Source organism: Agrobacterium sp. P15N1-A, assembly GCF_044626815.1.
GTDB lineage: Bacteria > Pseudomonadota > Alphaproteobacteria > Rhizobiales > Rhizobiaceae > Agrobacterium > Agrobacterium leguminum.
Window position 1 is genome coordinate 306,983 of the sequence record NZ_JBIUPF010000007.1, and the last position, 25,749, is coordinate 332,731.

Here is a 25,749-nt window from a genome sequence, read left to right on the forward strand (position 1 = left end):
TGCGTATTGACACGCTTGGCGTTACGGTAAGGCCAAATACGAATTGCAGACAGGGCTCGTCAAAAAACACATGAGTGGTCAGGCCAAAATAGCGGAACCGCGCAGGCTTTATCAGCAGATTGCGGATCAGATACGCGAACTCATCGACATGGGTGAATTCCTGCCCGGCACGCGGCTTCCCGCCGAACGCGAACTGGCACAGAAGCTCGGTGTATCGAGGCCGTCCCTGCGCGAGGCGCTGATTGCGCTTGAAATCGACAACACGGTCGAAATTCGCATGGGTTCCGGGGTTTATGTTTCGGCGGAAGCGCTGCAGACGACCCACCATACCAAATCGCTGGGTGACAGCCCCTCCGAACTGATGCAGGCGCGCGGCGCGCTTGAGGGTGCCACCATCGTGCTGGCGGCAAGCCGGATGACCGATGAGACAATCGCGACCCTCCGCCAGATACTCAATACCATGCAGCGGGAAATTGAGGCCGGCCGCAAGCCTCTGGATCAGGATCGGCTGTTTCACGTCACCATAGCCGAACAATCCGGTAACAGCGTTTTGGCGCGAATGGTGGCGAACCTTTTCGATGAGCGCCACAGCCCCATTTCGGCCCAGCTTCGCGTGAAATTCGAAGACCGCGATACCTGGACCCATGCGCTTCAGGAACACGAAGCCATTCTAGCGGCGCTTGAACTGAAAGACCCGCTGCTGGCGCAGGCCGCCATGCATACCCATCTGGAAGGTTCGAAGAGACGCTGGGTCGAAAACTGATCTAGAAACATAGCAGGCAATATACCGGGAGGAGGAAAACCCGTGAGTGAGAATTCCGAGGCAACCATTTTGCTGAACGCCAACGACAATGTCGCAGTGGCGCGTCGGTCCATTCCGGCCGGCGGTGCGACGGGCAGGGGCGATCTGGCAGCGCTCGAACTGATCGGGCGCGGGCACAAGGTGGCCCTGAAGTTCATCAAATCGGGCGATGAGGTGCTGAAATACGGACAGGTCATCGGTATCGCCACCCAGGATATCGAGCCCGGCCGGCACGTGCACCTGCACAATCTCGCCATGGTGCCTTCCGAACACGCGCATCAGTTCAGCGTCGATATCGAAGAAAAGGGCATGGTGCCGGAAGCCGAACGCCGGACGTTCAAGGGTTATGACCGCGGCCTCGGTGGCGTCGGAACAAGAAACTATATCGGCGTCATCGCTTCGGTGAACTGTTCCGCCACGGTTTCGCGTTACATCGCGGATTATTTCAACAAGCAGGGCGGCCTTGATGGTTTCGACAATGTCGATGGCGTCGTGGCGCTGACCCATGGCGGCGGCTGTGCGCTGAATACGAAATCGGAAGGTTACCGCCTGCTGATCCGCACCATTCAGGGCTACGCCCGCCATCCGAATTTCGGCGGCATTCTGCTGATCGGCCTCGGCTGTGAAACCAACCAGATCGCCCCCATCCTCGAACATTACAAGATGGAAGAGGGTGAGCGGCTGCGCACCATGACGATTCAGCAGCATGGCGGCACCCGCAAGACGATCGATGCGGCGATTGCCGAGATCAAGGCCATGCTGCCGATGGTCAATGCCGCCCGCCGCACGGAGCAACCGCTTTCCAAGCTGAAGGTGGCGCTGGAATGCGGCGGTTCGGATGGTTATTCCGGCATTTCCGCCAACCCGGCTCTGGGTTATGCCTCCGACCTCATCGTCCGTAACGGCGGCACCACTGTCCTCTCGGAGACGCCGGAGATTTATGGCGCCGAGCACCTCCTGACGAAGCGCGCCGTCACCCCTGCCGTCGCCGAGAAGCTCCTACAGCGTATCGACTGGTGGCGTGATTATACCGCCCGTAATGGCGACGAACTCAATAACAACCCCTCCCACGGCAACAAGCTTGGCGGCCTGACCACCATTCTGGAAAAATCGCTGGGCGCGGTCGCCAAGGGCGGCTCCATGCCGCTGAAGGCGGTTTATGAGTTCGCCGAAACCGTGACGGAACAGGGTTTCGTCTTCATGGATACGCCCGGCTATGACCCTGTTGCCGTCACCGGCCAGGTTGCTGGCGGCTGCAACGTCATCTGTTTCACCACCGGCCGCGGCTCGGTTTCGGGCTTCAAGCCGTCGCCCTGCATCAAGATAGCCACCAATTCCGAAATGTATGAACACATGAAGGAAGACATGGATATCAATTGCGGTGAGATCGTCACCGGCGCTGAAACCATCGAAGAATCCGGCAAACGAATTTTCGAGCATATTCTAGCCGTCGCTTCCGGCGACAAGACGGTCAGCGAGATCTACGACTACGGCGACAATGAATTTGTGCCGTGGCAGGTTGGGGCCGTGACCTGAACCTGCCGCACCAGGACTGTCCCACGTGAAACAAAAGGCCCGGAAAGTGATTTCCGGGCCTTCGTTATTCCTGGTTGTTTCCGCGCTTAGTGGCGGAAGTGGCGCATGCCGGTAAAGACCATTGCAACATTATGCTCATTCGCAGCGTCGATCACTTCCTGATCGCGCATGGAGCCGCCCGGCTGGATGACAGCGGTGGCGCCTGCGGCAATCGCGGCGAGCAAGCCGTCGGCAAAGGGATAAAACGCTTCCGAAGCGACGGCGGAGCCACGCGTCAACGGTTCGGCAAGGCCAAGAGCCTTGGCGGCATCTTCCGCCTTCTGGGCAGCGATACGGGCCGAATCCACACGGCTCATCTGGCCGGCACCGATGCCAGCGGTCTGCCCGTCCTTGGCGTAAATGACGGCATTGGACTTCACATGCTTGGCGATCTTGAAGGCAAACTTCATGTCTTCAAGTTCCTGCGGCGTCGGCGCACGCTTGGTGACGACCTTGAGGTCCAGATCCTCGACCATGCCATTGTCGCGGCTCTGCACGAGCAGGCCACCCGAGACGGTCTTTGCGGTAATACCGGCCGCGCGCGGATCAGGCAGGCCGCCGGCGGCCAGAAGGCGCAGGTTCGGCTTGCGGGCGATGATGGACTTGGCTTCTTCGGTGACATCAGGCGCGATGATGACTTCAGTGAAGAGCTTGACGATTTCTTCCGCCGTTTCCGCATCGAGCGTACGGTTCAGGGCAATCACGCCACCAAAAGCGGAAACGGAATCGCATGCCAGCGCCCGCCGGTAAGCTTCGGCAAGTGTCGGACCCGTCGCCACACCGCAGGGATTGGCGTGCTTGATGATGGCGACTGCCGGCGCATTGTCCGGCAGGAATTCCGCCACGAGTTCGTAAGCTGCATCGGTGTCATTGATGTTGTTATAGGAAAGCTGCTTGCCCTGAAGCAGCGTCGCGGTTGCGACGCCAGGACGCTTTTCGCCGGTGAGGTAAAAACCAGCGCTCTGGTGCGGGTTTTCGCCATACCGCATCTTTTCCTTCAGCGCGCCGCCGATGGCGCGGTAATCCGGCGCTTCGATCGCAAGCGCCTCGGCGAACCAGTTGGAAATCACCGCATCATAGGCGGCGGTGCGGGCATAGGCCTTGGCGGCAAAACGCTGGCGCAGCGCATAGGATGTCTGGCCGTCATCGGCCTGCAGGGCTTCAACCAGATCGGGATAGTCAGACGGATCGGTAACCACCGTGACATAGGCGTGGTTCTTGGCGGAAGCGCGGATCATCGCCGGGCCGCCAATATCGATGTTTTCCACCGTCGTCGGATAATCGCCGCCCTTGGCGCGAACTTCTTCGAAAGGATAGAGGTTGATGACCGAGAGATCGATCGCCTCGATGCCGTGCGCCTTCATTGCCTCGACATGCTCCGCATCGTCCCGGATGGCCAGAAGCCCGCCATGGACATTGGGATGCAGCGTCTTGACGCGGCCATCCATGATCTCGGGAAAATTCGTTACGTCGGAGACATCCGTCACAGGCAGGCCTGCTTCGGCAATGGCTTTCGCCGTTCCACCGGTCGACAGAAGCTTGACGCCAAGCTTCGACAGAACCGTCGCCAGCTCGATAATATCAGTCTTATCGGACACGGAAAGAAGCGCCGTGCGGATTTTGACCTTATCGGGGGCGGGGATTTTCTTGGACACGACGGCCATCAGGCATACTCCGTTTAACGGGGAGGACAGGCTGGAATGGGATTGATCCAGCAATTGCCGCCGCGTTAACACAGCTTACCGGATTAATAAACAGCAGGGATGCCGAACGGTGAAAACTATGGTGGTTTTTGACCGGAACCGCCGGAAATTGTCTAGGCCTGGCGTTCGATGAGCCAGCGGATTTCCCGCGTATTTGCGAGATTGAAGGGGAGCTCGATCTGCTGCGACGGGCGCATACCGGATGCATCGGCCATGAAGACATCCTCGGTGACGAAAAGCTCGAGCCCGGGTGCGGAAAACAGCCAGACGGTTCCATCCGCTGCCTCCAGATAGACAGACTCCTCATCCCGCTGGTGTATCTGAATGTGGGGATGAATATGGAAACGTGAAACCGCCGTGACCGACTGCAATTGCGTTTTCGCCGCACTCGCATCGGCCCGAAGCAGATCCCGACCCTTTATCTTGGTACCGGCCGCATTCAATTCTATTTCCCGCTCATGGTAGCAGCCGAAATTCTGCAAATAACCGTCATGAGACGCCCAGAGAACGTCATTGCCGTTTGCATCCGTTCCACGCCGGCTGTCGACATGGCTGACGCCTGACACCATGATCGGACCAAGCAGCCGCGAGCGTGACAGTCTGCACGATGATGTATCCGCAAGCGTGACGGTGGAATGCGCCGCCGTGGAACGGCTGGCCCGCTGATATTCCGGCGCGGCGTTGCGTGGGAAGCCGGAATTGACGATGAAGCGGTTCTTGCCGCAGGACATTTCGAAAGACAGGCAACCCGAATGGGCATTGCGTGAAAGCTCCGCCGAGCCGGGATAACCCGTATCCACAATGATGACCGTGTCGTCCGTCGCAAGCCGATGGTAGTTCACGTCTGGCAGGACTTTGGAAGGCCGGCCTGCCGTTTCATCATAGCGCAGCACGGAAACAAGCTCATTGGCGAGCGTCGCCGTGGCGCCGTTGAACAGCGCGAGATCGCCGCCCTGATGCCGGAAGAACCGGATCGCCGGGAACATGCGGTCTATCGCAGGCACCAGGCCGGAGGGCAGATCATGGCCGAGATTGATATAACTTTGCCGAAGCGGCAGGAGATCGAGCAGCAGGTCCAGCATGACGCGTGGATTGCGGGAAACATGCCCGCCATCGGGCAGAATCTGGCGTTCCATTTCCTGAGCCAGCTTCATACCGTTCCGCGTGATCCGCGAAAGGCGCGTTGGCATGGCGATGGAAGCCATGGCCAAGGCAATCCTGATCCTCAGCCGCGCTTCGCCATCGGGCGCGTGTCTGACGATTCTTTCGAGATAACGCACATGAAAGGCGAGGCTTTTCAGGAACCGGCGATAAAAGCCGGCATCGGCCTCGTATAAAACCACGGGAGAGTGCGAAAGCCAGGCAATCAGCCTTTGTGCGGCGATTTCCGGCGACCAGGCGGTGCCTGCAAGCCGTTTGCCATGAAGCACCATCCATTCCGCAACGATACGACGCGCCCGTTTGCAGGCCTCGCTCGATTTATCGGAGCGAATATGCCGCAGCCAACTGAACGCATGCAGCCGTTCTTCAAAGACCGCCGAGGGATATTCCACCTGAAATGGCGAAGCTCCGCCGGTTTCGACAACACGTCCAGCCAGCGCGATGCGGCCCCGCAACAGTTCCTCGGCGAAATAGGGATCGATGGCTCTGAGATCGGTCGGCGCCGCCACCAGACCGTCCGGCGCCCGAGTGGCAAATCGCGACACATGCAGGCGCAAAGGGGTGAGGCCGACACAGAGATGACGATACGCCATCCGCGACAGAAGACCGGCGGCATTCATGCTGCCTGCAAAGGACCCTAACAAGCTGTGTTTCCCGTTTCACATGTTTTGTTTTTATCAGTGAACCGCGACGACCGGAACGTTTTCGATAAATATCTAATGATTCGCGAAAGCTTGGCTTTTTTCTACTTCTTACGCAAGACACTGCTAAAAAACCCATCGACGCCCCCGAACATGTCCGGTGTCGTGCGAAGATCGCCACTGGGGCTGATGGCCGCTTCCATTCCGGGCCAATCCTCGCGGCGGACGGCAACACGCTCCACGCCGGGATTTTCCGCCAGAACCTCGGCAATCATCGCTTCTCCTTCGGAAGGATCGAGGGAGCAATTGGAGAAGACCACGAGGCCGCCGGGACCAACAAGGGTCAGCGCATGCCGCAGCATCTGGCCCTGAAGGGCAGCGAGTTTGGCAATATCGTTCTCATCCTTGGTCCAGCAGACATCGGGATGTTTGCGAATTGTCCCGGTGGAAGAACAGGGGGCATCGAGGAGGACCGCGTCAAAAAGCTGTTCCGGCTGGTACTTCAGCATATTGGCCTCCACCGTTTCGGCACGGAGGCCAAGTCGGTCGAGATTTTCCCTGAGACGACGAAGACGGTTACCGGACTGATCCAGTGCCGTCACATTGGCGCCCGCCAGTGCAAGCTGGGCCGTCTTACCGCCAGGAGCAGCACAGAGATCTGCGACACGTTTGCCCGCGATATTACCCATAAGCCGAACCGGCATGCTCGCGGCGAGATCCTGCACCCACCATGCACCCTCAGCGAAGCCTTCGAGCGATGGGATCTGCCCCTCGAATTCACCCAGACGCACGCTGCCATTTGGCATGAGCGTACCGCCCAGTTTTTCCGCCCAGAGAGTGGGATCAGCCTTGATTGTCAGATCGATCGAGGAGGGTGTCAGCTGCGCCTCCGAAATCCTTTGCGCAACCTCATTGCCGTAAGCGGAAACAAGCCGCGCATGGAACCAGTCCGGCAGTACGGGAACACTGGCGACGGCCTTCTCGATATCCGCTTTTTCACGACCGAGCCGTCGGAGAACGGCGTTCACCAGCTTGACGAAACGCCGGTTACGCGGATCGCGGTGAGCCTGCTCAACGGCGAGATCGACAGCGGAATGATCCGGCACATCGAGGTAAAGCATCTGCGCCGCACCGACGACAAGAACGTGATGCAGCGATCGCGCGCCCTGCGGCAGCGGCCCATCAAGCAGCATCGACAATGCCGTTTCAATCCGGGGGAGGTGGCGAAGCGCGCTGTTGACGATGGCCCTCACCAGCGCCCGGTCGGCAAGCGACAGGGCTCGATAGACGGGATTGCCGTTTTCGCTGTCGAGCATCCCATCCAGCGAGGTCTTCTTTTCCAGAACGGCGGCCAGAATGCGGGTGGCGGCAATGCGCGCAGCGAGACCCGGCTTGTCCTGGAAAGACGAAGGGCCGTCTTCACGGCCCCTCCCATTTGCCGGTCTCGGTTTTCTGGACCGCGCCGGCTTATTCTGAATATCGGATGTCAAGACCACGGCCCCTTGCGCTCGTTTTCATTGCCTCGTCCCCAGCCTGTTTTGGGAACGGAGCCTGATTTGCGCAGAGGTCTATCACCCGATGGCGGCGGCGTCGATCCTCGCGGGGAAAACTCCTGCGCCATCGCATGCAGCGCCGCCACGCGGTTTTCCGTATTCGGATGCGTGGAGAAGAGATTGTCCATGCGCTCGCCAGAAAGCGGATTGATGATGAACATATGCGCCGTTGCCGGGTTGCGCTCGGCATCGTCATTGTGAATGCGCTGCGCCATGCCTGAAATCTTCTGCAGGGCGGAAGCAAGCCAGAGCGGGTTGCCGCATATTTCCGCGCCGCGCCGGTCGGCGGAATATTCCCGCGTGCGGCTGATCGCCATCTGCACCAGCATCGCTGCCAGCGGCGCCACGATCATCGCGACCAGCACGCCGATAAAGCCGAGCGGGTTATTGTTATTCTCCCGGTTACCGCCAAAGAAGAAGGCAAAATTGCCGAGCATGGAGATGGCGCCCGCCAACGTGGCGGTGATTGTCATGGTCAGCGTGTCCCGGTTCTGCACATGCGCTAGCTCATGCGCCATGACACCGGCCACTTCCTCGGGCGTCAGACGCTCCAGCAGTCCTGTCGAAGCGGCAACAGCGGCGTTCTGCGGATTCCGCCCGGTCGCGAAGGCATTGGGTTGCGGGCTATCGTAAATATAGACTTTCGGCATTGGCAGACCGGCATTCTGCGACAGGTCGCGGATCATGTGAAAAAATTCGGGCGCATTCGCCTCGTCGATCTCCCGCGCATGATAGGCGGAGAGAACCATCTTGTCAGAGTTCCAGTAGGAAAAAATATTCATACCGGCTGCGATGACCAGGGCGATCATCATGCCGCCCTTGCCGCCGATCAGAAAACCGACACCCATGAACAATGCGGTCATGAAGGCCAGAAGCATTGCCGTGCGCATCATGTTCATCCGTTAAACTCTCCTTGTCACTCACCGGGAATATTCCGGGGTTTATAAAGCCCCTCAGATTATATAATCTGGTAAGCGGCAAACGTATTTCAATATCCCGTCATAGGGAGGATTTCATGCAGAATGCGGATAATGACAACGCCACAGACAGTGGCGCGGAAAGTGTAAAGCGACTTTCGCCCGCCGCGCAGCGAGCGTTGAAAGAAGCGGACGAGCGGCGCAAACAACAGACCGATCTCCAGTTGCCGCCGGAAACCGGCGGCCGCGGCGGCGCCGAACCCGTGCGTTTCGGCGATTACGAAATAAAAGGCCGGGCCATCGATTTTTGAGCGCCGTAAATAAAAATACCCGCCAAAGGCGGGTATTTTATATTTTAAAACAAATAGTTACTTATTTCTGCTCGAGAAGCCGGCATACCGCTTCAAGCTGTTCCAATGTGCGATAACCGATACGGATTTGACCCGATCCGCCCTTGTGGCTGATTTTCACATCCAGCCCGAGAGCATCGGACAGGCTGCGTTCGAGCGCGATCGTATCGGAATCCTTCTCCGCAGCAGGTCGCTTCTCCGCGACATCGCCCTGCGATTTGATATCGTTCTGCGCCAGGCGCTCGGCATCACGCACCGAAAGTCCCTTGGATACGATTGTTTTAGCAAGCGTCGCCGGATCGGAGGTGGAAACAAGCGCACGGGCATGACCTGCGGAGAGCGAGCCATCCGCCAGCATATCCCGCACCGGATCGGGAAGCTTCAAAAGCCGCAGGCTATTGGCAACGTGGCTTCGGCTCTTGCCGATGATTTCGCCGAGATCATTCTGCGTATAGCCGTGTTCGGCGATCAGCTGCTCATACCCCATCGCTTCTTCGAGCGGATTGAGGTCGGAACGCTGTACGTTTTCGACAATCGCCAGTTCCAGCGCCGTGCGGTCATCCACATCGCGAACAATGACGGGAACATCGGTAAAGCCCGCCAGTTGCGCTGCACGCCAACGCCTCTCACCCGCAATAATCTCGTAGCGGTTGACTCCGACCGTTCGCACGACCACAGGCTGAACTATTCCATGCTGACGAATGGAGGCGGCAAGATCCTGCAGCTCATTCTCGTCGAAGTGACGTCGCGGGTTTCTCTGGCTGCGAGCGATGAATTCGATGGGGATGGTACGATCAGCGTTAACAGCGCGCTGGGGCTCACCCACCGGCACAGGCTGGTCCATTTCTCCGATCAATGCGGCAAGACCGCGCCCCAGCCGACGCTTGGAAAGATCATCACTCATAAGATATTACTCCATACATTCCGGCAAACGTCAGGCGGCTTTACGCAGACGCTCTCTCTGAATCACTTCGGACGCCAGTTGCAGATAGGCCTGGCTGCCGGCACATTTCAGATCATAGAGAATTGCCGGTTTACCATAGGACGGCGCTTCGGAAACACGCACATTGCGTGGAATGAGCGTGTGGTAAACCTTTTCGCCCAGATGCGTGCGCACATCGGAAACAACCTGCTGTGCAAGATTATTTCGCGCATCGAACATTGTAAGGACAATGCCCTGTATATCGAGCTGCGGGTTCACCGATCCACGAATCTGACTGACCGTATCCAGCAACTGGCTAAGACCCTCCAGCGCAAAGAACTCGCATTGCAGCGGCACGAGCACGGAATGTGCGGCCGTCATGGCATTCATCGTCAAAAGATTGAAAGAAGGGGGGCAGTCGACGAGAATATACGAGTAGCCTCTGGCTTCCTGCGTCTCCATTGCCGCACGCAGCAGGAAAACGCGGTTGGAAACATTCGCGACCTGCATCTCGAAACCAAGCAAATCCATCGTGGAAGGCACGATGTCGAGATTGGGAACGGCGGTCGGAACAGCAACTTCCGCTACTCCATGATCCCCCACCAGAAGATCATAGGACGAAAGCTTGCGCTCCTTGCGGTCGATTCCAAGTCCGGTACTCGCATTACCCTGCGGGTCCAGATCCACGATCAGTACGCGCTCACCAATAGCCGCCAGCGCGGTAGCCAGATTGATGGCGGTTGTTGTTTTACCAACGCCGCCTTTCTGGTTTGCAACTGCGATAATCCGGTTTTTTTCCAAAGTCATGCCGCACCTGGCCAGCTCGTCAGCGCCTCAAAGCGAGGTTGCTGATTTCAAGAACAACAGAATCTGCCTCAATGGCACTCTGGTGTTTTACCAGATCAAACTCCCAGCGACCATGTGCTTTCTGCACTTCAGAATCATAATCCCGGCCTTTATTAAAATAGGCCTTGAGATTCGGATTATTCTGCGCCCACGGATGAATATAGTCGAAAAGTAGATCCAGTTCGGCGAGTGCACGCGCTGAAACAGCGTCGCAATTTTTGATGATTTCCGGTGCTGCTTCGATCCTGACGGGATGAACTGCACCTCTTGCACCGGTTTCCTTCAGTGCAATTCGCAAGAATGCCGCCTTTTTATTATTGCTTTCGACCAGATCGACCCAACCGTCGCCAAGCTCCGCCAGAAAAATCGCGGTGACAACACCGGGGAATCCGCCGCCGCTTCCAAGATCAATCCACTTTTTTGGCTCCGGAGAGAGTTGGAATATTTGCGCGCTGTCGGCCACATGCCGGTTCCAAAGCTCGGCGAGAGTGGAAGGCGCTACCAGATTTGTGGTTCTGTTCCACTTCTTGAAAAGCTCGACAAAATGTTCGAGCCTTTCCTGTGTTTCACGTGAAACACTCTGGCCGTTTATCTTCATAATCCGACTCGCTATTGGTGCATGCGTAATTTTTCACTTCGCGTTGCGGAATCTTTCCGCAGAAGTGCGAGCAGCAGCGATATCGCAGCCGGCGTCATGCCGTCAACACGCGCGGCCTGGGCAATATTCTCAGGACGGGCTTTTTCCAGCTTTTGTTTAAGCTCGTTGGAAAGGCCGGACAGACTCTTAAAATCAAAGTCATCAGGGATTTTTCTGTCTTCATCCCGTTTGATATCAACGATATCAGCGCTCTGCCTCTGCATATAGACCGCATAACTCGCCTCGATCTGCAAGACCTCGGCAACTTTTCCGTCAAGGGCGCCCAATTCCGGCCAATGTTCGGTAAGGACTTCGAGAGTCATATCCGGATAGGCCAGCAATTCATAAACGGACCGGCGTTGGCCGTCCTGATTAAGTTTCAACCCCTGCTTCGCCGCCTGGGATGGGCTGATGGAAATCGCCTTCATCAGCTCTCGACCGCGATCCAGATCGGAAATGAAATTTGCGAAGCGTTCCTGCCGTGCACGGCCGACAATTCCAGCCATCTGGCCAACTGGTGTAAGCCGCAGATCCGCATTGTCCACGCGCAGGGATAGACGATACTCCGCTCTGGACGTAAACATGCGGTAGGGCTCGCTGACGCCCTTCGATGTCAGGTCATCAATCATGACGCCGATATAAGACTCGGTTCGGCTAAAATAGACGGGATCCGCATTGCCCGCATAAAGCGATGCATTCAAGCCTGCAACGAGACCCTGAGCGCCCGCTTCTTCATAACCCGTCGTGCCATTAATCTGGCCGGCCAGAAACAATCCCGGAATCTTGCGGCATTCCAGCGACGGCTTCAGCTCGCGCGGATCGACATAGTCATATTCGATCGCGTAACCCGGCTGCAGGATCGTCACCTGTTCAAGGCCCGGTATAGTTCGGATAAATTGTTCCTGCACGGAAGCGGGAAGAGAGGTCGATATGCCGTTTGGATAAATGGTGTGATCGTCTAGACCTTCCGGCTCGAGGAATATCTGATGACCGTCCCGTTCACCGAAACGGGTGATTTTATCCTCAATCGACGGGCAATAACGCGGACCCACCCCCTCGATCTGTCCCGAATACATCGCCGACAGATGAATATTGTCCTGAATGATCTTATGGCCAGCCGGAGTAGTGCGAGTTACGCCACATTCTATTTGCGGATTGAGAATACGATCCGTCATGAAGGAAAAAGGGACAGGATCCTCATCGGCAGCCTGCCGATCCACCGCGTTCCAGTCAATCGTGCGTCCGTCCAGTCGGGCAGGGGTGCCGGTTTTCAGGCGACCCATAACGAGACCCAGTCTCGCGAGAGTGTCTGAGAGGCCAACAGACGGCATTTCTCCCACGCGCCCCGCCGGAATCTTTTCGGAACCGATATGAATGAGACCGCGCAGGAAGGTGCCACTCGTCAGCACAACCGCGCCACAAGGAATCCGGCTACCGTTCTTCATGATAACGGCTGCGACGCGATCATCTGCCATCTCAATATCGAAAGCATCACCTTCAATGATGGTCAGGTTTTCAATAGCATCGATCTCACGCTGCATGGCTTCGCGGTAGAGCCGCCGGTCGGCTTGTGTGCGCGGACCGCGGACGGCCGGTCCCTTTTTGCGATTGAGCATGCGGAACTGGATGCCAGCTGCATCGGCAACCCGACCCATCAAGCCATCCAGTGCATCGATTTCCCGAACGAGGTGCCCCTTGCCCAGACCGCCGATAGCAGGGTTGCAGGACATGACGCCAATCGTCTCACGCTTGTGAGTAACAAGGGCGGTTCTTGCACCATGCCTTGCAGCGGCGGCCGCGGCTTCGCTGCCCGCGTGGCCGCCGCCAATAACAACGACATCGAATGAATGGTGCATATCCTTGCGCCCTGTTCTATCAGCATCGACATCACCGCCCCGGCCGTCGATGTTTCACGTGAATCATTTTCCTATGCAGAATTCCGAGAAGATCACGCCGAGCAAATCTTCCACATCAACGCGACCCGTAATCCGTCCGAGCGATGTCGCGGCGAGCCTTAAATATTCCGACCTTATCGCAAGGTCCAGGGTCCCGGAATTGAGCGCATCACTAACATAGTTCAGCGTCTCTTCAAGTCGTTTTTTATGCCTGGCGCGCGCGGGAACCAAAGTCTGGCCGGCGCCGACGCGCTTTTCTATCTCCTGCTTCAGTATCGAACGCAGTTCGTTCAAGCCTATTCCTTCCTTGGCTGAGATAGACAAATCAAATCCATCATCCAAGACAGGGGAATTGAGCGCCGTTTTCGTTCTAACCCGTAAATAGCTCCGGTTCTTAAACGATTCTAGAGATTGTTTCGGAAACGAATCCTTATCCTGCAGCAGCAGAATGAGATCTGCTGTTTCCGCTGTCAGAACCGCGCGCCTCACGCCTTCTAGCTCCACAACATCCTGTGTTTCCCGTATTCCTGCCGTATCGAATATCCGGACCAGATATCCTTCCAGATTGACATCGACGCTCAAGACATCTCTCGTGGTACCGGCAATATCGGTAACGATAGCAACATCGCGGCCGCTAAGGGCGTTCAGAAGAGTGGATTTGCCTGCATTCGGTTCACCGACGAGAGCGACCTTGAATCCGTCGCGAATGATTTCGCCGCTTTCGCCGCCCTGGAGATGATCACGGATTTCCTTTTTGAGAAGCGCCATGGCTTCCCAAACTTGAGCCGCCACGGAATCTGGAACGTCCTCCTCGTCGGCAAAATCCAGTTCCGCTTCGATGAGAGCGCGAGCGCGCGTCAGGCGGCTGGCCCAGCCGTCATAGAGTGCCGACAATTTACCGGTACTCTGCTCTACCGCCAACCGTCGCTGCATTTCCGTTTCGGCCTGCAACAGATCGGCGAGGCCTTCGACCTCAAGCAAATCCATCTTCCCATTCTCGAAGGCTCTACGAGAGAATTCACCGGCATCGGCAGGCCGAAGTCCCTCAAGATTTTCCAGTTCGGCGAAAATCGAAGCCATGACCGCGCGACTGCCATGGCTATGAATTTCAACGCAATGTTCACCCGTGAAAGAATTTGGAGCTGGAAAGACTATTACCAGCGTCTGGTCGATGATCTCATCGTTTCGATTCCGAATCGAGCAGAGCGTAGCCTTTCGGGGTGAAGGAAGTTCCCGGCCCGTCAACATCTCTAGGGCATGGAAAGCCTTGGAGCCACTGATCCTCAGAACAGCAACACCCGCCGGCAGCGCACCGCTGGAAAGCGCATAGATCGTATCGGCGGAAGCTGGCATCATTCACCTCGGTCTAAAACAGTCAAGCCGCATCCGAATAAACGGATACGGCTTTAAAGCTCTTATGATGAATCCGGCTAAAGTTCGGATCAGGTATTCATCGATTCGAAGAAATCGGAATTATTCTTGGTCTGCTTCAGCTTGTCGATGAGGAACTCGATGGCGTCCATCGTACCCATCGGCGCGAGAATACGGCGAAGAACGAAAATCTTCTGCAGATCCTGACGCGGCACCAGCAGGTCTTCCTTACGCGTACCGGATTTCAGAATATCCAGTGCCGGGAAGATGCGCTTATCGGCAACCTTGCGGTCGAGCACGATTTCCGAGTTACCGGTACCCTTGAATTCTTCAAAGATGACTTCATCCATACGGCTGCCGGTATCGATCAGCGCGGTTGCGATAATGGTCAGCGAACCGCCTTCTTCGATATTACGAGCGGCGCCGAAGAAACGCTTCGGACGCTGCAGGGCATTGGCATCCACACCACCCGTCAGAACCTTACCGGAGGAGGGAACAACCGTATTATACGCGCGGCCGAGACGTGTGATCGAATCAAGCAGGATGACGACGTCACGGCCGTGTTCGACCAGACGCTTCGCCTTTTCGATGACCATCTCGGCGACCTGCACGTGACGGACAGCGGGTTCGTCGAAGGTGGAGGAGACAACCTCCCCCTTCACGGAACGCTGCATGTCGGTCACTTCTTCCGGACGTTCATCGATCAGGAGAACGATCAGGTAGCATTCCGGATGGTTTGCCGTGATGGAATGGGCGATGTTCTGCAACAGAACGGTCTTACCGGTACGCGGCGGCGCCACGATCAATCCGCGCTGACCCTTGCCGAGCGGCGCAACGAGATCGATCACACGCGACGACAGGTCCTTCGAGGTCGGAACATCCAGTTCCATCTTGAAGCGCTCATTCGGATAAAGCGGCGTCAGATTGTCGAAGTGAACCTTGTGGCGGATCTTTTCCGGATCGTCGAAATTGATCGTATTGACCTTGAGAAGCGCGAAATAACGTTCGCCTTCCTTGGGGCCGCGGATCGGGCCTTCGACCGTATCACCGGTTTTAAGCGAGAAGCGGCGGATCTGCGAGGGCGAGATATAGATATCGTCCGGACCGGGCAGATAGTTTGCATTTGCGGATCGCAGGAACCCGAAACCGTCCTGCAGGACTTCAACGACGCCCTCGCCGATGATTTCGATGTCCTGGCTCGCGAGAACCTTGAGGATTGCGAACATGAGCTCCTGCTTGCGCATGGTGCTCGCATTTTCAACTTCCAGGGATTCGGCAAAAGTCAGCAAGTCGGTAGGCGATTTGCTCTTAAGTTCCTGAAGCTTCATTTCAGCCATGAAGAGAAGACCGTTTGATAATGTAATGTCGGGGGAGGGCGTGTTCGCGAATCAGATGCTGTGGGAGATACCGCAGATGACTGAATAATTCACATGCCACGAAGATGAGTGGCCCGAAAATAGCGATTGAACACGGCCGCTGCAAGAGGAAAGCACGAATTCCGCGAAATTTATCGTCGCACGGTCTTAACCGAAGGGTTTCACAACCACAAGTATGACGATGAGGATCATCAGCACCGTCGGAACCTCGTTCATCAACCGCCAGTGACGGGCAGGCCGTGTATTTTCATCCCGCGCGAAACGTTTTGCACTGCGCGTGAAATAAACATGGGTCGCGGTCAGAAGCACCACCAGCGCGATCTTGGCATGCAGCCAGCCGCCGGAAAAACCATAAACCGACCATGCGAGATAAAGTCCCAATATCCAGGATATCATCATCGCCGGGTTCATGATTACCTTGATCAGCCGCTGCTCCATCACCTTGAAGGTTTCAGACTGCTGCGAACCGGCGGGTGCATCGGTGTGGTAGATGAAGAGCCGCGGCAGGTAAAAAATCGCCGCCATCCAGGAAATAACGGCGATGATATGCAGCGCCTTGATCCAGAGATAGAGATCGGCCGGATCGACATAAAATAACAGGGCAACGAAGGCAGCAAAGACACCGAGCGCGATGCCGGCGCGCAAAGCGGCCCGGTTCCCGGAACGGGCGGAGGTCTGTTTTTCGCCGCTCATGCCCCGGCTCCGCCGGCACGCACCTGCTGCACCAGCCGGGTGACGTTTTCCGGGTCAGCCTGCGGGGTGATGCCATGGCCGAGATTGAAGATCAGCGGACCCTGTGCAAGAGCCTGCAGCACGGCATCTATACCATCCTGCAGCGCCCTGCCGCCCGCCACCATCAGCATGGGGTCAAGATTGCCCTGCACGGGCCCTTCCTTCTGCAGATCTCTTGCAAAGCTCAGCGGCACCGACCAGTCGAGCCCTATGGCGTCGGCGCCCGTCTTGCGACGATAATCCTTGAGAAGATAACCAGCCCCCTTGGCGAAGGCGATGATTTTTGCCGAAGGCCGACGGGCGCGCACCGATGCGATAATGCGTGCAACGGGTTTTATCGCATAATCCTCAAATTCCTTCTCACCGAGCACGCCGGCCCAGGAATCGAAGATTTGAACCGCATCCGCACCTGCATCGATCTGCGCCACCAGGTAATCGGCGGAAACGTCGGCGAGGAAAGCCAGCAGCTTTTCCATGGCGGCCGGCTCCTGATAACCGAACAGCCGCGCCGGGGCCTGATCCGGCGTTCCGTGTCCGGCGATCATATAAGTCGCAACCGTCCACGGCGCGCCGCAGAAACCGAGAAGCGTCGTTTCATCGGGCAAAGAGGTACGCAGACGGGAAACGGTTTCGAAAACGGGAGAAAGATGCGCCATGACATTTGCGGCGTCCAGCTTCTCGATACCGCTGACATCGATTGGGTCCATGGCCGGACCTTTTCCTTCGCTGAAAGACACGTTGCGGTGAAGCGCATCGGGTATCACCAGAATATCGGAAAAGAGAATGGCAGCATCCAGCCCGAACCGACGAATGGGCTGAAGGGTCACCTCGGTCGCCAGTTCGGGATTATAACAGAGATCGAGGAAACTACCGGCGCTCTTTCGCGTTTCCCTGTACTCGGGAAGATAACGCCCAGCCTGTCGCATCAGCCATATGGGCGGCGGTGTGACCGTCTGCCCGTTCAACACCGTCATAACCTTGCGTTCGCTCATGGCACCCAGCTTCTAAAAAATAAAATCAAAGAGATTTAAAAGATTTTCTATTTCTTAGAGTCTGTGGGTAGCAAGGATTAAAATCATTCCAGTCGAAATGCCGCAGCCGCAAAGTTTCAAGCGTGCCTGCGGATGTTGTCGGCCCGCTGGTTTTTGAATAATCTGGAAAATAGGAGTTTTATAAATAATTTCAGTTATTTATGGCGACCCAGAAAAACAGGAAGATTGTGGATAATCTGGGGAAAATTTTGAACGGTTTCGCATTCTTCCAACAATTCACAAGCACATCGGAGACGATTGAAGTCGCTTGCGGATTGTGGAAAAACACCACTTTATTCACGTCGCGGTTCGACCCGCAGGACAATTCGGAGATTTGTCCCGGTTTATCAACAGCGGGAGAAAAACAGCGTGGAGAACAAAAAAAGCTTCTTCCATCTGCACCTGATTTCGGACTCAACGGGAGAGACTCTGATGTCGGCCGGTCGGGCCGTTTCGGCCCAGTTCCACGCCTCCATGCCGGTGGAACATGTCTATCCGATGATTCGAAACCAGAAGCAGCTCGCGCAGGTCGTCGATCTCATCGACAAGGAACCGGGCATCGTTCTCTATACGATCGTCGACCAGCAGCTGGCCGAGTTTCTGGATCTGCGGTGCCATGCGATCGGGGTGCCCTGCGTGAATGTCCTTGAACCCATCATCGGCATCTTCCAGACCTATTTAGGTGCGCCGTCCAGACGGCGGGTGGGCGCGCAACATGCCTTGAATGCGGATTATTTCGCCCGGATCGAGGCGCTCAATTTCGCCATGGATCATGATGACGGGCAAATGCCCGAGACCTATGACGAGGCTGATATCGTCATCATCGGCATCAGCCGCACCTCAAAAACACCGACCAGCATCTATCTCGCCAACAGGGGGATAAAGACCGCCAATATACCGGTCGTTCCCAATGTGCCTTTGCCCGACAGCCTCTATGCGGCCACGCGGCCGCTGATCGTCGGGCTGGTCGCAACATCGGACCGGATATCGCAGGTGCGTGAAAACCGGGAACTCGGCGCGACGGGCGGATTTGACAGCGGCCGATACACGGATCGGGCCACCATCATGGAAGAGCTGAAATATGCACGAGCGCTCTGCGCCCGCAACAATTGGCCGCTGATCGATGTCACGCGCCGCTCCATCGAGGAAACGGCGGCGGCGATCCTTGCCCTTCGTTCGAGGACACGATAATCCGAATCGCACCATTCGGAGCAGACAGTCGATGCAACAAGAATTGATCCTCGCCTCGTCCAGCGCATCCCGCCAGATGCTGATGCGCAATGCAGGGCTGACATTTTCGGCCATCCCGGCGGATATTGACGAGCGTGCGCTCGATGAACAACTGGAACGAGACGGCGCCAGTCCGGAAGAGGTTGCGCTGGAACTCGCCAGGGCCAAGGCTCTTGCGATCGGTGCGCTTTATCCGGAAGCACTGGTTCTCGGCTGCGACCAGACCATGGCGCTCGGCGCCCGCGTCTATCACAAGCCAAAAACCATGGCCGAGGCCGAAGCGCATCTGCTGTCATTGTCCGGCAAGGTCCATCGCCTGAACAGCGCTGCCGTTCTCGTCCGACATGGTGAGGTGGTATGGCAGATCGTTTCCAGCGCCGAGCTGACCGTTCGGACTTTGAGCGCCGAATTTGTCTCCCGCCACCTGCAACGGGTGGGAGAAAAGGCCCTGAGCAGCGTCGGCGCGTATCAGCTCGAAGGAGAGGGAATCCAGCTATTCACCTCTATCGAGGGCGATTATTTCACGATTCTCGGCCTGCCGCTTCTGCCGCTTTTATCGAAACTGCGCGACATGGATGTCATCGATGGCTGATTCACGTGAAACATTAACCATAAACGCCTTCGTTGTCGGCTATCCGATCAAGCATTCTCGATCGCCGATTATCCATTCCTATTGGCTGAGGAAATTCGGCATTGCCGGTTCCTATAAGGCGGTGGAAATCTCTCCGGACGATTTCGCGAATTTCATTGCAACACTGAAGCAGGGTAGGCCAGGCACGGCCGTCGGCGGCAATGTCACCATTCCCCATAAGGAAGCGGCTTATCGGCTGGCAGACAGACCAGATGCTCTGGTGGAAGAACTCGGTGCCGCCAACACTGTCTGGATGGAGGAGGGCGAGCTTCACGCCACCAATACGGATGGTTATGGTTTCGTCTCCAATCTCGATGAGCGGCGTCCGGGCTGGGACAGGACAGAGCGGGCAGTGGTTCTGGGTGCCGGCGGCGCAAGTCGGGCGGTCATTCAGTCGCTGCGTGATCGCGGTATCGCCGAAATCCATGTTCTCAACCGTACCGTCGAACGCGCGCGCGAACTGGCCGACCGTTTTGGGCCGCGGGTTTTTGCCCATCCCCAGGCAGCACTTCATGAGGTCATGCAGGGTGCCGGGCTTTTCGTGAATACGACGTCGCTCGGCATGGATGGAACGGAAGCACCACATATCGATTTCTCGCCGCTGGCAGATCAGGCCATTGTAACCGATATCGTTTATGTGCCGTTGAAAACCCCGATCCTGAAAATGGCGGAAGAGCAGGGCATCGCAACCGTCGACGGACTCGGCATGCTGCTCCATCAGGCAAAACCCGGTTTCAAGCGATGGTTCGGCAAAATGCCGGAGGTCGATGAGGCCCTGCGTTCTCTCATCATCGAGGATATGGAGAAACATTGATGATCGTCATCGGTCTCACCGGCTCGATAGGAATGGGAAAAACGACGACGGCAAAGTTGTTTGCCGGGGAGGGGGTTCCGGTTCTCGATTCGGATGAGGTCGTGCACGGGCTTTACCGGGCGGAAGCCGTTCCGCTGATCGAGGCGGCCTTTCCGGGCACAACCGTTTCCGGCACGGTGGACAGGCAGAGACTCGGTGAGGTCTTGCGGCAGAATCCGGCTAATTTTAGCAGACTGGAAGAGATCGTGCATCCGCTGGTGCGCGGAAGGCAGGAGGCTTTTCTGGAGCAGGCAAGGAAAGAGGATCGGCAATTCGCCCTCCTCGACATTCCTCTGCTGTTCGAAACCGGGGCGGAAAGCCGCGTCGATAAAGTCGTTGTCGTCAGTTGCGCGCCGCAGATTCAGCGCGAGCGGGTTCTGTCCCGGCCGGGAATGACGGAAGAGAAATTCGAAATGATCCTCGCCCGGCAGATGCCCGACGCCGAAAAACGCCGCCGTGCCGATTTTATCGTCGATTCCGGAAATGGTGTCGAAGCGGCACGGGATCAGGTAAGAGAGATTCTGCAGAAACTGGCCGCTGAGTCGCGCCGCGGAGAGACGAATGCGTGAGATCATTTTCGATACGGAAACCACGGGACTGGAATCGAAGCTGGACCGCGTGATTGAAATCGGCGGCATCGAGCTGATCAACCACTTTCCCACGGGCCGCACGCTGCATCTCTACATCAGCCCGGAAGATCGCAAGGTTCACCCCGACGCACTTGCCGTTCACGGGATTACCGACGAGTTTCTGAAGGATAAACCCAAATTCGCCGAGGTCGTTGACCAGATTCGTGACTTCTTCGAGGGTGCGCGGTGGGTAGCGCATAACGCCACATTCGACATGGGCTTCATCAATGCGGAATTTGCCCGTCTCGGTATTGAACCGGTCGCTGCCGATCTGGTGACGGATACACTTTCGCTCGCCCGTCGCAAGCACCCGATGGGACCGAACTCACTCGACGCGCTTTGCCGGCGTTACGGCATCGACAATTCCCACCGTACCAAGCACGGCGCGCTACTCGACTCCGAACTGCTCGCCGAAGTTTATATTGAAATGATCGGCGGGCGCCAGACAGCGCTCGGTTTCGGTTCCGCCGCCAAGCAGGAAACCATCATCGTCGAGGAAGACGTTCCGCTTGAGCCGCTGCAAAGGCCGCGGGCTCTGCCCTCAAGGCTGGATGCGGAAACGGTTGCGGCCCATGGCAAACTCGTTCTCGGCATGGGCGACAAGGCGATCTGGAACCGTTACCAGAATTGATACCTGTCCAGGCACCGGAAACGGTGAATGCCGTCAAAGAAAAACCCGGGCATGAACCCGGGTTTTGTTTTGTCTGAATTCTTCAGCGCAGAGCCGCGTCGCTCAGTTCGGTACGGCCTGAACCTTGGCCTTTGCCTGTTCCTCGGCAACGCGCTGGGCGAACATCTGCGCGAAATCGATCGGATCGATCATCAGCGGCGGGAAACCGCCATTGCGGGTAACGTCCGCAATGATCTGGCGCGCGAAGGGGAACAGCAGGCGCGGGCATTCGATGAACAGCACCGGCAGCATATGTTCCTGCGGGAAGCCGGCGATGCGGAACACGCCGCCATAAACCAGCTCGGCCGCGAACAGCACCTTGTCGCCATCCTTGGCTTCCGCGTTCAGCGTCAGGACAACATCGAAATCCGAACCCGAGATCGGGTTTGCGTTGACGTTGACATTGATGTTGATCGACGGCGCATTGTCACGGGCCTGAAGCGAGCGAGGAGCACCCGGATTTTCGAAGGAAAGATCCTTGATGTACTGGGCAAGAATGTTGAGGGAAGGACTTACTGCGCCCTGTGCACCATTTTCAGCGGTCATTACATTTCCTCACGGCGTGAATTCGTGGAAGGCGGTCTATCATTTCGACCGGGGGCTTACAACCCTTCGTGATCGGCTCATCGCGATCCATTCCGCCCGGGATCAGGGTTTGGGCAGATCGCGATCGTCCGGTTTGTGCGACCATGGCGAACCCTTTGGCTCTTCGCGATGAAACTCTTCCTCGTCGAGGTCCACCACCTTCGAATTACCCGCATGTCCCGGATCGTTCCGAAAGCCGGAAAAATCACCGTGCTGAGGACCGGATTGCTGGCCGGATTGCCGAAACGAACCAGCAACGACGACACGCGGCCCGAAGGCTTTCCAGAAAAAGCGCCGCACGGTGGGCGACAGAAGCAGAAGGCCGAGAATGTCGGTAATGAAACCGGGAATGAAAAGCAGGATCCCGGCAACGACGCGCATGGCGCCATTCACCAGCTCATCCGCCGGCTGCGCACCGGTACGCCCCGCATCCTGAAGGTTTCTCACCATGCCGATGCCGCCGAGCCGCAGGATGAGCAACCCCAGAAACGAGGTGAACAGGACAAGCGCCAATGTCAGCCACAAACCGATTGCCTTGCCGACGATTATGAAACCGGCAATTTCGAGGATGGGCATCATCAGGATGACGATGGGGAGAAAGGAAAAACGCATCTTCTAGCCTTGCGTGTGCATCTCTGGCAGATTGCCGGTTCCCGGGACACCGATGATTGAATCTGCACATTTGAATGATGATAAGATGCAGACTATATGATGGTGTGGTTTTCGAATTTAAATGGCGGTTTTGGTAAAAGATGGGCTTCAGCGACTTTATCACATTGTTTTTTCTCGTTGCAGCGGTGCTGATCTTCTTTCAGCTGCGCAGTGTCCTCGGTCGTCGCACGGGCAATGAGAAGCCGCCATTCGACCCCTATAGCCCGCGAGATGTGGCAAAGGGTCCCGTTGCAGACGATAACAAGGTCGTGACCCTGCCGAGGCGCAGCGAGGGTGACGACGAAAACCGTTTTGCCGAGGCGGATGCGCTTGCGCCTGTCGATACGCCGCTCAATGCGTCGCTGCGTGAGGTGATGACCAGGGACCCGTCCTTCGGGCCGAAGGAATTCCTGAACGGTGCCCGCATGGCCTATGAAATGATTGTCATGGGCTTTGCCGATGGCGACCGCAAGACGCTCAAGAACCTTCTGTCGAAGGAGGTTTTCGACGGTTTCGAGGCGGCAATTTCCGAGAGAGAAGGTCGTGGCGAGGTGGTGAAGTCTACCTTCGTGGGTATCGAGAAAGCAGATATCACGCAGGCCAGTGTACGTGATTCCGAAGTGCAGATCACGCTGAGGATCGTCAGCCAGCTGATTTCCGCGACCTATGACAAGGATGGCAAGCTGGTGGATGGCGATCCGGATGCGGTTGCGGAGGTGGACGACATCTGGACCTTCTCGCGCGATATCCGCTCACGCGATCCGAACTGGAAGCTGATCGCTACCGAATCCGAGCAATGACCGCGCCCTTTTCGATCGAAGAAGTTTCTTTCAGCGACCTGCCCGGATGGCGGCAAGACGATCCGGGCAAGCTTTTTCCGGCGATGGCGACAATCCTGTCGCATCTTCGGAATGCAAAACCCTACAGGACCGGCGCGCTCGGGGTCACGGCGGCGGAACTGGTCCCGCTTCTGGAAAGCGCCGAGAAAAACCAGACAAGCAGTCCGGAACAGGCGCGCCGGTTTTTTGAAACCAATTGCGTGCCTTTCAGGATTTCTCCAGCTCAGGGAAAAAGCGGTTTCGTAACCGCCTTTTACGAACCCGAACTGGAAGTGTCGTCCGAGCCCGACGACATCTGGCGTTATCCGATTTACCGCCGGCCGTCGGAGCTGGTGGATATCGACAACGCCAATCGGCCCGCCGGCTTCGACACGTCCTATGCTTTCGGCAGGGAGGATGAAAACGGTATTTCCTATTTTCCTGACCGCCGGGAGATCGACGAAGGATATCTGGAGGGCAGGGGCCTTGAGATTGCCTGGGCAAGATCGAAGGTCGACCTGTTTTTCGTTCATGTGCAGGGTGCGGCGCGTCTGGTGTTTCGCGATGGCGCGGTAAAGCGCATCACCTATGCGGCAAAGGCCGGCCACGCTTTTTCACCGATTGGCCGTCTGCTGCTCGATCGGGGGGAACTCGATCCGAAAACCGTGTCGATGCAGACGATCCGCAAATGGCTCGCTGACCATCCGGATAAGGTGGACGGGGTGCTATGGCATAACCGCTCCTATATTTTTTTCCGGGAGGCGGATGTCGCCGATCAGGACATGGGGCCGATTGCAGCTGCGAAGGTTCCGTTGGTCGCGGGGCGAGCGCTTGCGGTGGACAGGCTCATCCACACTTTCGGGCTTCCCTTCTTCATCCATGCGCCGTCGCTCACCCATCTCGATGACGGAAAACCTTTCGCGCGTCTGATGCTGGCGCTCGATACCGGCTCGGCCATCGTTGGCCCGGCGCGTGGCGATATTTTTACCGGCTCCGGTTTCGAAGCGGGAGAGCTGGCCGGTACGGTGCGCAATGAGGCCGATTTTTATATACTGATACCGCAGGTGGCTGCGCAGAGGTATAGGCGATGAAGAGCAGTCGCAAGCTCGGCAAGGAAGAGCGCATTCTGTGGGGAAAGGTCGCAAAAACCACGCGGCCGATCTCCGGCAGACTGGAAGACCTGCTGGCTTTTGACGACATAGAGGAGCCTCCGGTGGAACCCGATGTTCCGCAGACCGGCAAAGGCGCTTTTCCGCGCATGCTTTTGGAGCCGACCGAGCCGTCGCCACCCGCTCCGGACAAGAAGCCGAAGATTCATCAGCCGATGGAAAAACCGGTCAAGCGTAAGCTCACCCGTGGCCGGTTGCCGCTGGAAGGGCGGATCGATCTGCATGGCATGTTCCAGAGCGAAGCCCATGCGGTGCTGCTTGATTTTCTGTTGCGCGCGCATGAACGCGGTCTGAGACACGTGCTCGTCATAACGGGTAAGGGCCGCTCCATCGGCAGCGACGGCGCGTTGAAAAGGGCGGTGCCCATGTGGTTTTCCAAGCCGGAATATCGCCACCTGATTTCATCCTATGAGGATGCATCCGCCAATCATGGCGGCGACGGCGCGCTTTATGTGCGGCTGGCGCGTCGGCGGGGTGAAAAGTCATGACGCCCTTTGCGGAGGCCGTGCGGCAGCTTCGTGAACGCAAGGGCGTGACGCAGAAACAGATGGCCGCCGCAATCGGCGTGTCACCCGCCTATCTTTCGGCGCTGGAGCATGGCAAGCGCGGCAAGCCGAGTTTCGATCTCCTCCAGCGCATCGCCGGATATTTCAACATCATCTGGGACGAGGCGGAGGAATTGTTCTTTCTGGCCGGTTCGTCCGACCCGAAAGTGGTGATCGACACCATCGGTCTGCCGCCGCAATATACGGCTTTCGCCAACAGGCTGGCACGGGATATTCGCAAGCTGCCGCCGAGTGTGGTAGAGGAACTGTCAGCCGTGCTGCAAAAAAGCCGTTCTTGCGATTGAAACCCCTCTATCCCCTGCTTTATGCAGCATCCTGAAGCATGCGGCCTTTGGGATTGGGTGTAGAATTTCTATAGTCGTATGTCGGATTTGAGTGATTCGCTGGCTTCAGGCCCTCTCACTGGAAACCTGGCCCGAGAAAACTTTGGAAAGA

The 25,749-nt window shown here is 57.1% G+C and carries 26 protein-coding genes; 12 read left to right on the plus strand and 14 right to left on the minus strand.

Annotated features, from left to right (window positions below; translation table 11 throughout):
• Positions 1–70 precede the first annotated feature (70 nt).
• Complete coding sequence (locus ACIK7D_RS22550) at positions 71–763, plus strand: FadR/GntR family transcriptional regulator (RefSeq protein WP_400157393.1); 693 nt, start codon at positions 71–73, stop codon at positions 761–763.
• A 42-nt stretch (positions 764–805) separates the two neighbouring features.
• Positions 806–2,338 carry a UxaA family hydrolase gene (locus ACIK7D_RS22555; protein ID WP_003520218.1) on the plus strand — a complete coding sequence of 511 codons (1,533 nt, stop codon included), beginning with the start codon at positions 806–808 and terminating at the stop codon, positions 2,336–2,338.
• 86 nt (positions 2,339–2,424) lie between these two features.
• Here the strand turns inward: ACIK7D_RS22555 and purH are convergent, their stop codons facing one another.
• From purH to htpX, 4 genes are all read right to left on the minus strand, one after another.
• Positions 2,425–4,041, minus strand: a complete 1,617-nt coding sequence (gene purH, locus ACIK7D_RS22560; protein ID WP_400157394.1) for a bifunctional phosphoribosylaminoimidazolecarboxamide formyltransferase/IMP cyclohydrolase — start codon at positions 4,039–4,041, stop codon at positions 2,425–2,427.
• A 152-nt stretch (positions 4,042–4,193) separates the two neighbouring features.
• Positions 4,194–5,861 (minus strand): heparinase II/III family protein, encoded by a 1,668-nt coding sequence (locus tag ACIK7D_RS22565; protein ID WP_164865387.1) that lies wholly within the window; start codon positions 5,859–5,861, stop codon positions 4,194–4,196.
• Positions 5,862–5,986: 125 nt separating this feature from the next.
• The gene (locus tag ACIK7D_RS22570) at positions 5,987–7,372 is read right to left on the minus strand and encodes an RsmB/NOP family class I SAM-dependent RNA methyltransferase (protein ID WP_400157395.1); all 1,386 of its coding nucleotides are present in this window, start codon (positions 7,370–7,372) and stop codon (positions 5,987–5,989) included.
• Positions 7,369–8,334: a zinc metalloprotease HtpX gene (gene htpX, locus ACIK7D_RS22575; protein ID WP_003520211.1), complete on the minus strand. Its 966-nt coding sequence runs from the start codon at positions 8,332–8,334 to the stop codon at positions 7,369–7,371. The genes ACIK7D_RS22570 and htpX overlap by 4 nt, the downstream gene beginning before the upstream one ends.
• Before the next feature lie 116 nt (positions 8,335–8,450).
• Between htpX and ACIK7D_RS22580 the strand changes: the two genes are divergently transcribed.
• On the plus strand, positions 8,451–8,663 hold the full coding sequence (locus tag ACIK7D_RS22580) for a DUF1674 domain-containing protein (RefSeq protein ID WP_400157396.1): 213 nt from the start codon (positions 8,451–8,453) through the stop codon (positions 8,661–8,663).
• Positions 8,664–8,724: 61 nt separating this feature from the next.
• On the opposite strand, the gene ACIK7D_RS22585 is transcribed toward ACIK7D_RS22580, so the two are convergent.
• The 8 genes from ACIK7D_RS22585 to hemE form a co-directional block, all read right to left on the minus strand.
• Entirely contained in the window at positions 8,725–9,606 is an 882-nt protein-coding gene (locus tag ACIK7D_RS22585) for a ParB/RepB/Spo0J family partition protein (RefSeq protein WP_003505321.1), read from the minus strand.
• A 30-nt stretch (positions 9,607–9,636) separates the two neighbouring features.
• A complete protein-coding gene (locus tag ACIK7D_RS22590) occupies positions 9,637–10,431 on the minus strand; it encodes a ParA family protein (RefSeq protein ID WP_003521142.1) in 795 nt (264 codons plus the stop codon).
• A 19-nt stretch (positions 10,432–10,450) separates the two neighbouring features.
• A complete protein-coding gene (gene rsmG / locus ACIK7D_RS22595; RefSeq protein ID WP_400157397.1) occupies positions 10,451–11,068 on the minus strand; it encodes a 16S rRNA (guanine(527)-N(7))-methyltransferase RsmG in 618 nt (205 codons plus the stop codon).
• Between the two features lie 11 nt (positions 11,069–11,079).
• A complete protein-coding gene (mnmG, locus tag ACIK7D_RS22600) occupies positions 11,080–12,963 on the minus strand; it encodes a tRNA uridine-5-carboxymethylaminomethyl(34) synthesis enzyme MnmG (protein WP_400157398.1) in 1,884 nt (627 codons plus the stop codon).
• 63 nt (positions 12,964–13,026) lie between these two features.
• Complete coding sequence (gene mnmE, locus ACIK7D_RS22605) at positions 13,027–14,358, minus strand: tRNA uridine-5-carboxymethylaminomethyl(34) synthesis GTPase MnmE (RefSeq protein WP_400157399.1); 1,332 nt, start codon at positions 14,356–14,358, stop codon at positions 13,027–13,029.
• A gap of 86 nt (positions 14,359–14,444) precedes the next feature.
• Positions 14,445–15,710 (minus strand): transcription termination factor Rho, encoded by a 1,266-nt coding sequence (gene rho, locus ACIK7D_RS22610; RefSeq protein ID WP_004444236.1) that lies wholly within the window; start codon positions 15,708–15,710, stop codon positions 14,445–14,447.
• A gap of 186 nt (positions 15,711–15,896) precedes the next feature.
• Positions 15,897–16,442: a protoporphyrinogen oxidase HemJ gene (hemJ, locus tag ACIK7D_RS22615; protein WP_400157400.1), complete on the minus strand. Its 546-nt coding sequence runs from the start codon at positions 16,440–16,442 to the stop codon at positions 15,897–15,899.
• Positions 16,439–17,473, minus strand: a complete 1,035-nt coding sequence (hemE, locus tag ACIK7D_RS22620) for a uroporphyrinogen decarboxylase (protein ID WP_400157401.1) — start codon at positions 17,471–17,473, stop codon at positions 16,439–16,441. The genes hemJ and hemE overlap by 4 nt, the downstream gene beginning before the upstream one ends.
• Before the next feature lie 408 nt (positions 17,474–17,881).
• Here hemE and ACIK7D_RS22625 point away from each other — a divergent pair, with 408 nt between their 5' ends.
• Genes ACIK7D_RS22625 through dnaQ form a run of 5 tightly spaced genes read left to right on the plus strand, consistent with a single transcriptional unit; the run spans position 17,882 to position 21,486 of the window.
• Entirely contained in the window at positions 17,882–18,703 is an 822-nt protein-coding gene (locus tag ACIK7D_RS22625) for a pyruvate, water dikinase regulatory protein (RefSeq protein WP_003521149.1), read from the plus strand.
• Positions 18,704–18,734: 31 nt separating this feature from the next.
• Entirely contained in the window at positions 18,735–19,334 is a 600-nt protein-coding gene (locus tag ACIK7D_RS22630; protein WP_137452571.1) for a Maf-like protein, read from the plus strand.
• Positions 19,327–20,187 carry a shikimate dehydrogenase gene (locus tag ACIK7D_RS22635; protein WP_400157402.1) on the plus strand — a complete coding sequence of 287 codons (861 nt, stop codon included), beginning with the start codon at positions 19,327–19,329 and terminating at the stop codon, positions 20,185–20,187. The genes ACIK7D_RS22630 and ACIK7D_RS22635 overlap by 8 nt, the downstream gene beginning before the upstream one ends.
• On the plus strand, positions 20,187–20,795 hold the full coding sequence (gene coaE, locus ACIK7D_RS22640; RefSeq protein ID WP_400157403.1) for a dephospho-CoA kinase: 609 nt from the start codon (positions 20,187–20,189) through the stop codon (positions 20,793–20,795). The genes ACIK7D_RS22635 and coaE overlap by 1 nt, the downstream gene beginning before the upstream one ends.
• Positions 20,788–21,486, plus strand: a complete 699-nt coding sequence (gene dnaQ / locus ACIK7D_RS22645) for a DNA polymerase III subunit epsilon (protein ID WP_003521153.1) — start codon at positions 20,788–20,790, stop codon at positions 21,484–21,486. The genes coaE and dnaQ overlap by 8 nt, the downstream gene beginning before the upstream one ends.
• 102 nt (positions 21,487–21,588) lie before the next feature.
• Here the strand turns inward: dnaQ and secB are convergent, their stop codons facing one another.
• Positions 21,589–22,071 carry a protein-export chaperone SecB gene (gene secB / locus ACIK7D_RS22650; protein WP_003521154.1) on the minus strand — a complete coding sequence of 161 codons (483 nt, stop codon included), beginning with the start codon at positions 22,069–22,071 and terminating at the stop codon, positions 21,589–21,591.
• A 102-nt stretch (positions 22,072–22,173) separates the two neighbouring features.
• A complete protein-coding gene (locus tag ACIK7D_RS22655) occupies positions 22,174–22,722 on the minus strand; it encodes an FxsA family protein (protein ID WP_400157404.1) in 549 nt (182 codons plus the stop codon).
• A 140-nt stretch (positions 22,723–22,862) separates the two neighbouring features.
• Between ACIK7D_RS22655 and ACIK7D_RS22660 the strand changes: the two genes are divergently transcribed.
• The 4 genes from ACIK7D_RS22660 to ACIK7D_RS22675 are packed head-to-tail and all read left to right on the plus strand — an operon-like array spanning position 22,863 to position 25,598.
• Entirely contained in the window at positions 22,863–23,561 is a 699-nt protein-coding gene (locus tag ACIK7D_RS22660; protein WP_003521156.1) for a Tim44/TimA family putative adaptor protein, read from the plus strand.
• Complete coding sequence (locus ACIK7D_RS22665) at positions 23,558–24,670, plus strand: murein transglycosylase A (protein ID WP_400157405.1); 1,113 nt, start codon at positions 23,558–23,560, stop codon at positions 24,668–24,670. The genes ACIK7D_RS22660 and ACIK7D_RS22665 overlap by 4 nt, the downstream gene beginning before the upstream one ends.
• On the plus strand, positions 24,667–25,236 hold the full coding sequence (locus ACIK7D_RS22670; RefSeq protein WP_400157406.1) for a Smr/MutS family protein: 570 nt from the start codon (positions 24,667–24,669) through the stop codon (positions 25,234–25,236). The genes ACIK7D_RS22665 and ACIK7D_RS22670 overlap by 4 nt, the downstream gene beginning before the upstream one ends.
• Positions 25,233–25,598 carry a helix-turn-helix domain-containing protein gene (locus ACIK7D_RS22675; protein ID WP_269314140.1) on the plus strand — a complete coding sequence of 122 codons (366 nt, stop codon included), beginning with the start codon at positions 25,233–25,235 and terminating at the stop codon, positions 25,596–25,598. Before ACIK7D_RS22670 ends, ACIK7D_RS22675 begins: the two co-directional genes overlap by 4 nt.
• Positions 25,599–25,749: the final 151 nt, after the last annotated feature.

Excerpts from the sequence above, each read along its gene's own strand:
- hemE (WP_400157401.1), bottom strand. The coding sequence starts at position 17,473 with ATGAGCGAACGCAAGGTTATGACGGTGTTGAACGGGCAGACGGTCACA.
- mnmE (WP_400157399.1), bottom strand. The coding sequence starts at position 14,358 with ATGATGCCAGCTTCCGCCGATACGATCTATGCGCTTTCCAGCGGTGCG.
- ACIK7D_RS22655 (WP_400157404.1), bottom strand. The coding sequence starts at position 22,722 with ATGCGTTTTTCCTTTCTCCCCATCGTCATCCTGATGATGCCCATCCTC.
- ACIK7D_RS22590 (WP_003521142.1), bottom strand. The coding sequence starts at position 10,431 with ATGACTTTGGAAAAAAACCGGATTATCGCAGTTGCAAACCAGAAAGGC.
- ACIK7D_RS22565 (WP_164865387.1), bottom strand. The coding sequence starts at position 5,861 with ATGAATGCCGCCGGTCTTCTGTCGCGGATGGCGTATCGTCATCTCTGT.
- htpX (WP_003520211.1), bottom strand. The coding sequence starts at position 8,334 with ATGAACATGATGCGCACGGCAATGCTTCTGGCCTTCATGACCGCATTG.
- hemJ (WP_400157400.1), bottom strand. The coding sequence starts at position 16,442 with ATGAGCGGCGAAAAACAGACCTCCGCCCGTTCCGGGAACCGGGCCGCT.
- mnmG (WP_400157398.1), bottom strand. The coding sequence starts at position 12,963 with ATGCACCATTCATTCGATGTCGTTGTTATTGGCGGCGGCCACGCGGGC.
- secB (WP_003521154.1), bottom strand. The coding sequence starts at position 22,071 with ATGACCGCTGAAAATGGTGCACAGGGCGCAGTAAGTCCTTCCCTCAAC.
- ACIK7D_RS22635 (WP_400157402.1), top strand. The coding sequence starts at position 19,327 with ATGGCTGATTCACGTGAAACATTAACCATAAACGCCTTCGTTGTCGGC.
- ACIK7D_RS22580 (WP_400157396.1), top strand. The coding sequence starts at position 8,451 with ATGCAGAATGCGGATAATGACAACGCCACAGACAGTGGCGCGGAAAGT.
- ACIK7D_RS22670 (WP_400157406.1), top strand. The coding sequence starts at position 24,667 with ATGAAGAGCAGTCGCAAGCTCGGCAAGGAAGAGCGCATTCTGTGGGGA.
- ACIK7D_RS22675 (WP_269314140.1), top strand. The coding sequence starts at position 25,233 with ATGACGCCCTTTGCGGAGGCCGTGCGGCAGCTTCGTGAACGCAAGGGC.
- ACIK7D_RS22665 (WP_400157405.1), top strand. The coding sequence starts at position 23,558 with ATGACCGCGCCCTTTTCGATCGAAGAAGTTTCTTTCAGCGACCTGCCC.
- rsmG (WP_400157397.1), bottom strand. The coding sequence starts at position 11,068 with ATGAAGATAAACGGCCAGAGTGTTTCACGTGAAACACAGGAAAGGCTC.
- ACIK7D_RS22630 (WP_137452571.1), top strand. The coding sequence starts at position 18,735 with ATGCAACAAGAATTGATCCTCGCCTCGTCCAGCGCATCCCGCCAGATG.
- ACIK7D_RS22585 (WP_003505321.1), bottom strand. The coding sequence starts at position 9,606 with ATGAGTGATGATCTTTCCAAGCGTCGGCTGGGGCGCGGTCTTGCCGCA.
- ACIK7D_RS22660 (WP_003521156.1), top strand. The coding sequence starts at position 22,863 with ATGGGCTTCAGCGACTTTATCACATTGTTTTTTCTCGTTGCAGCGGTG.
- dnaQ (WP_003521153.1), top strand. The coding sequence starts at position 20,788 with ATGCGTGAGATCATTTTCGATACGGAAACCACGGGACTGGAATCGAAG.
- rho (WP_004444236.1), bottom strand. The coding sequence starts at position 15,710 with ATGGCTGAAATGAAGCTTCAGGAACTTAAGAGCAAATCGCCTACCGAC.
- coaE (WP_400157403.1), top strand. The coding sequence starts at position 20,187 with ATGATCGTCATCGGTCTCACCGGCTCGATAGGAATGGGAAAAACGACG.
- purH (WP_400157394.1), bottom strand. The coding sequence starts at position 4,041 with ATGGCCGTCGTGTCCAAGAAAATCCCCGCCCCCGATAAGGTCAAAATC.
- ACIK7D_RS22550 (WP_400157393.1), top strand. The coding sequence starts at position 71 with ATGAGTGGTCAGGCCAAAATAGCGGAACCGCGCAGGCTTTATCAGCAG.